The organism is Micromonospora sp. NPDC048999, from assembly GCF_040649295.1.
Classification (GTDB): Bacteria; Actinomycetota; Actinomycetes; order Mycobacteriales; family Micromonosporaceae; genus Micromonospora.
The window spans coordinates 1-4,994 of sequence record NZ_JBEZFI010000089.1 but is presented as its reverse complement, the minus strand read 5'-3'; the positions used below and the strand labels follow the sequence as shown (position 1 = coordinate 4,994).

Below are 4,994 nucleotides of genomic sequence, written 5' to 3'. Positions count from 1 at the left end.
AAGCATGCCCGTGGCCCCACCGTTGGGCACCTCAACGAACTCGCCTTCCAGAACCTGAACGTCCACCCGGCCAACCTAGTCGACAGGCAAACCGGTTCCATCGACCAGGTGTAGGACCACAAGCACAGCCCGGGACGGACGCAGCACCGTCAGCGGCAGATCAGGATGCCCCGCTATGGGGTGCACATACGACAGTCAGAGGGTGCGGGCGAGCAGTGCTGTGATCAGTTTGCTGGGCTCGGTGGTGGTCGGGCGGTCGCTGACCTGGCCGTCGCCGATCTCGATGACCCGCCAGATTCCATCGGCGCGGAGGGCGAGGTCGACCGTGATGAACGGCAGGCCGAGTGCGGCGATAGCCGGTGTGACCGCGTCCAGGTCCACGTCGAGGTGCGGGACGTCGTTCGGAGTGTCCGGATGCGAGCTGACCAGGGCGCAAACGCCGTTGACCCACCAGGTACGCACCTCGGCGGAAGTAAATCGCTCATAGCGGCGTAGGACGAACCCGCCGACGAAGTCGTCCTCACGCAGGTGCCGCAGGCGGCTTGCCACCTCCCACGCCGTCTCGCCATCGGCAAGGTCGGGGGTGAACGCCGCCTCGTGCCAGTAGTGCTTCATCGACTTGGTGTAGTCGCGTAGGACGGCCGGGCCCGTGCCCAGCTCGACGCGTACCCGATCGAAATCGGCTCGCAGGTCGCCCCTGGTCCACCCCGACGTAGGAGTGAGCGCCGCCAGGGCGGCATACCAGCCGGGCAGTTCGTGGGCCCGCCGGTACTGCTCGGGCGAGGTTCGCAGTGTCACGCCGCGTCGGGCCAGCGCCTCCGCGAAGGCCGCGTACTGCTCGCTGCGCAGCATCCAGCCGCGGTAGACCGCCTCACCGCCGGCGGGCACCAACGCCACCGCCTCATCCACACGACCCGGTCTGGTCAGCGCGTCGTGGTCGACCACCGCCACGTCAAGCCCGGCTTCACAAGCGGCGACCGCCTCCGCCCTGAAGTGCTCGTCGGGACGGCGCGGTCGCAGTGGATCCGCAGGAACCAGTAGCATCACGCCCGTATCGTGCCCGACCCGGCCAGCAATCTCCACGCCATATTCCAGCCTCATCGCGATACACGGGGAGCGGCAGATCCGGATACCGAATCGCGGGCAGTGGCCGTGGCATCAAGCGACGCAGAACTCGTTGCCCTCGGGGTCCTGCATGACGACGTGGCCGAGCACGTCGCCGTACCACTCCTCGCGGATCACCGTCGCGCCAGCGGCGACCAACTCGGGGACTTTCTGCCGGATCAGTCGGGCGCGCTCGACCATGTCCCAGGGGCCTGGACCGGCCACCCGGACATCGATATGCACTCGGTTCTTGCTGGACTTGCCCTCGACTTCATACTGGAAGAATCGGACACCTTTCCCGAAGTGCATAGGGCAACCTCGACAAACCAAGAACCGAACCAGCTTCAAATTCCGGCCAACGTCAGCACGTGATCGAATCCGCGAAGCTGGGCTGGCGAACTCACCATCGGCAGTACCAGGGCCGGTACCCCGGCGGTCACGGAACCGCCGTCGCCGCTGGGATGGTCACCGACCATCAGCGTTCGATCTGGCTGTGCCGCCAGGGCGTCGAGTGCGGTGCGCCAGATCCGTACATCGGGTTTGACGAAGCCGACCTCGTAGGAAAGAACGAATGCATCGATGTAGCGGTCAAGCCCGTGCCTCGCAAAGCATTTGCGAATGTCCCAGCCGACGTTACTGACCACGCCAAGGCGAATATCGCGGGCACTCAGTGCGGCGAGAGTGGACGACGTGTCCGCGTACGGCTCGAGCGCTTCGGCGTGCGTTTCGTGCAGGGCTCGCGCAAACGGCAGGTCCACCCCACGGATTTGCTGCAGGACAGCCAGAATCGCCCGGTCCCACACCTGTGGGTCCAAGTCGCGGGCAAAATGAGCAGGGTCCGTAGCCGTTGTCCGCAACAACTCAGCGTAATCCGCGGCGATGCGCTGAGCGTCACCGGCGGCCACCTCCCGGCCGATCAATGCCGCGGCGCTGCCGACCCAGCGGTTGGGGTCTCTGGCGAACAGGGTCCAAGCGAAGTCGAACAGGACGGTTGTCACGGGTTTCGAAGGCACCAGGTCACCCTAGATCAGCGGGACGATTGACGTGGGCCATGATGCTCCTGACTGCGCTCGACGCAGAACAGGTTGCCCCCTCCGGGTCGGCCCTGGTCACCCAACCGGGGCCGTTGGGGCTTGCGATGATCCTCGTACTCGGGTCGCGCCCGAGCCCCTTCAGCCGCACGACCTCCTCATCGCGTGTCCCGTCGGTCGGCATGACATCGATATGCATTCGGCGACCGGTTCTTGGTTCAGCGGCTTTCCCCTCGGGCACCTTCAGGAAACTAATGGCGGGGCCCCGGCCATCCGGGTCGACGATCGACGCGTTATCGGGCTCGTCGAAGCCAGATTCCTTGACATAGCCGAGGGCCAGCGCCCAGAAAGCGGCGATCCGCTGCGGACGGTCGGCATCGCATCCCAAGGTCCAAAAAGTCGCCATGACGCCAACGTACGGGGGCTGCGACCAGCTGTCATCGGCACGTGCGTGCACGCGGCTCGAGCCGATGCCTGCGCCAGACGTCTACGGAGGGTGACGGAGTTCATGCCCTCCGGCGCGTCCGCTCGGCGGCAAATCCGTGCATGTGACCTCGGCTTCGGGCTGCGACCGCCGCTGACAGAATGCAACCGGCTTCTCGGACGAATCGGACGGCATCCGCGGGTTACCCGGAGGCCGCATCCTCAGGCGAACTCGCGCGCGGTGGATTCCAGCCTCTCGCGGTAGTCGGCCCACCACACCTCGTCGCCCTCGACCACGTTGTCGCCGGGCCGCCGCCAGCCGACCTGGCCGTCGACAAGTTCCCGCACAATGTCGGCGTGCCCGGCGTGCCGGTTCAGCTCGGCGAGCACGTGCACGAGGATAAGGTGCAGCGTCACCGGCGCCTGTTGCCACCACCGCACCGAGCCAGGCGCGTCGATCGGGAGCGCCTCGATCGTGGCGTCCGCGTGTGCCCAGACTCGGTGCCACAGGCCGATGATGTCGTCGCGGGACTCGTCGGCTGCGGCCCACATGTCCGTGTTCGGCTCGGCGTCTTCGTCCAGGCCCGCGACGGGTTCGGGAAAGGGACGGTCGAACACCTCGCCGAAATACCCGGCGGTCACCGAGGCCACGTGCTTGACCAGCCCGAGCAGGTTCGTCCCGGTCGGCACGAGCGGACGCCGCACGTCGTACTCCGACAGCCCGTCGAGCTTCCCGAGCAGTGCCTCGCGCGCCTCCCGCAGGTACCGATGAAGATTCGCCTTGGCGTCGAGGTCTGTCATGCCGCCCAGGATCTCACCGCCGCGCCCGCCGCGATGCCCCCGTACGCCCGCGTTCCGAGCCGCGTGGTGACCGCTCTTGAGCGGTCACCACCCACGGACGGCGGCAATTGAGCGCGGCCACGCCGACCGGCGTCGGCCTGCTGCAGGGCCCGGCGGCCAGGTTGTGGACCACTCGGAGCCGGGTGTGTGGGTACGCCTCTGGTCACCGTCTGGTGGTGGTAGAGGTTTGCGACTGTCGCCATAGGGCCAGGTGTTCGAATGCGTCGCTTAGTTGCCGGGCGATGTCGGGATCAGCGGTCGCGGAGACTTCGGCGGCGAGCGCGTCCCCGGGTATCGGGCCGAACAGCCAGTCGTTGACTTCGCACCAGAAGCCGTCGTCCTGCTGCGATGAGACGAGAAGGTCGCTGACGAGTTCGGCGAGTTGCCGGGCCGCGGGTTTCCCAGCGTGCACCGGCCACGCGGCGAGATAGGGCGAAACGTTCTGTCCGCATTCGGCGATCGTGTTCAGCACCTCCAGCGGCTCGCACAGGCTGGGCCACGTCGAGGTGGTCTCCCGCCACCAGGCCCACGCGAAGTCGCTAATCACACGCCGTTCATCGTCCGAACCCGACCGCCATAGGCCCGCAAGCCGGGACGGCAAGAAGCTGGGGTAGCTCCAGTCGCCCATTTCGCCGGACGCCACCAGCTCTAGGAGCCGGGGCATGAAATGGTTGAGGTACCTCTGATCACCCCACGTCGTCGTCGAGTTGAACAGCAGCGGACCGAGCTGCTCGGCAGTAGCCTGGCGCAGTGGCGTTCGGTGCAGAGTTTCGACCTGCTCCGGGTCAACGCAGTGGTCGCAGTATTCGACACTCTCGATCAGCTGGTACCGGCCGAAGACCCGGTACAGGTCATCTACCGCCGGCTGCAGCTCGTTGCGCATCCAGTCAGGCTAACAACGAGGCCTGGACGGCAGGAGAGTCAAATGCAGTCCTCGCCCAGCGATGATCGACGCGCTGACGGCGGATGCGGATGCTGGCTGCGATCATCGGACGGGTGGAGGTACGTGTCGCTGCAGTGCGCCCCGGTGCGCCCACCATGGTCCAATCCGTGTTGGCGGGCGTTCGGTTGGAAGCCGAATGGGTTGGGCCCCCCGTGCAGCCCGGTGACCTCGTCGATGTCGAACTCGACATCGACGACATGCTCGAATGGGGCGACACGATCGCGATCGCCGGCGCCGAGTCGACGCTGCACGAAGGGCCCCAACTCCGCGGAACCGTCGAAGACCACGAGCAACAACTCCTGACCATACGGATCGCCGACGGACTGCTGCAGGTCGAGCTCAACGACGGCCCAGCCGAAATCCCGCCCGGCACGGCCATTGTCGTAGTTGTCGAGCATCTCAAGCTGTACCCCACCGCCATATGAGCCCTGACGAGCTTACCGATCTTGACGGCCGTTGCGCGGATCGCGGCAAATGCGCGCATTCATTCATTACCGGCTATGGAGTCCAGCGGGCGCGCAGGACTCCATCGGAATCGGGGAGTACGGCCGTCATTAACTTGGTCTTTAACCTGCGGGGCGGTGACATCAACCCCGGCTGATCATGGGAACAGCCCTTGATCGATCATTCCTCTTGTCTAGGGAAGAAGATCA

At 66.0% G+C, this 4,994-nt stretch carries 7 protein-coding genes; 1 reads left to right on the top strand and 6 read right to left on the bottom strand.

What is annotated here, in order from left to right:
• Nucleotides 1-195: 195 nt before the first annotated feature.
• The 6 genes from AB0C02_RS33355 to AB0C02_RS33330 all read right to left on the bottom strand — a co-directional run bounded on the left by AB0C02_RS33355 (nt 196) and on the right by AB0C02_RS33330 (nt 4,281).
• Nucleotides 196-1,044, bottom strand: coding sequence for an ATP-grasp domain-containing protein (locus tag AB0C02_RS33355; protein WP_357553200.1), 849 nt, complete (start codon nt 1,042-1,044; stop codon nt 196-198).
• A gap of 114 nt (nt 1,045-1,158) precedes the next feature.
• On the bottom strand, nt 1,159-1,413 hold the full coding sequence (locus AB0C02_RS33350; protein WP_148804863.1) for a VOC family protein: 255 nt from the start codon (nt 1,411-1,413) through the stop codon (nt 1,159-1,161).
• Between the two features lie 35 nt (nt 1,414-1,448).
• A complete protein-coding gene (locus tag AB0C02_RS33345; protein ID WP_357553199.1) occupies nt 1,449-2,117 on the bottom strand; it encodes an HAD-IA family hydrolase in 669 nt (222 codons plus the stop codon).
• A gap of 4 nt (nt 2,118-2,121) precedes the next feature.
• Nucleotides 2,122-2,541 carry a VOC family protein gene (locus tag AB0C02_RS33340; protein ID WP_357553198.1) on the bottom strand — a complete coding sequence of 140 codons (420 nt, stop codon included), beginning with the start codon at nt 2,539-2,541 and terminating at the stop codon, nt 2,122-2,124.
• 239 nt (nt 2,542-2,780) lie between these two features.
• Entirely contained in the window at nt 2,781-3,359 is a 579-nt protein-coding gene (locus AB0C02_RS33335; protein ID WP_357553197.1) for a DinB family protein, read from the bottom strand.
• A 202-nt stretch (nt 3,360-3,561) separates the two neighbouring features.
• Nucleotides 3,562-4,281, bottom strand: a complete 720-nt coding sequence (locus AB0C02_RS33330; RefSeq protein WP_357553196.1) for a hypothetical protein — start codon at nt 4,279-4,281, stop codon at nt 3,562-3,564.
• 89 nt (nt 4,282-4,370) lie between these two features.
• Here AB0C02_RS33330 and AB0C02_RS33325 point away from each other — a divergent pair, with 89 nt between their 5' ends.
• Nucleotides 4,371-4,766, top strand: coding sequence for a hypothetical protein (locus AB0C02_RS33325; RefSeq protein ID WP_357553195.1), 396 nt, complete (start codon nt 4,371-4,373; stop codon nt 4,764-4,766).
• Nucleotides 4,767-4,994 lie beyond the last annotated feature (228 nt).

What these genes read in the sequence shown, in the direction of transcription:
- AB0C02_RS33355 (WP_357553200.1), bottom strand. Translation starts at nt 1,044, where the DNA reads ATGCTACTGGTTCCTGCGGATCCACTGCGACCGCGCCGTCCCGACGAG.
- AB0C02_RS33350 (WP_148804863.1), bottom strand. Translation starts at nt 1,413, where the DNA reads ATGCACTTCGGGAAAGGTGTCCGATTCTTCCAGTATGAAGTCGAGGGC.
- AB0C02_RS33340 (WP_357553198.1), bottom strand. Translation starts at nt 2,541, where the DNA reads ATGGCGACTTTTTGGACCTTGGGATGCGATGCCGACCGTCCGCAGCGG.
- AB0C02_RS33335 (WP_357553197.1), bottom strand. Translation starts at nt 3,359, where the DNA reads ATGACAGACCTCGACGCCAAGGCGAATCTTCATCGGTACCTGCGGGAG.
- AB0C02_RS33330 (WP_357553196.1), bottom strand. Translation starts at nt 4,281, where the DNA reads ATGCGCAACGAGCTGCAGCCGGCGGTAGATGACCTGTACCGGGTCTTC.
- AB0C02_RS33325 (WP_357553195.1), top strand. Translation starts at nt 4,371, where the DNA reads ATGCTGGCTGCGATCATCGGACGGGTGGAGGTACGTGTCGCTGCAGTG.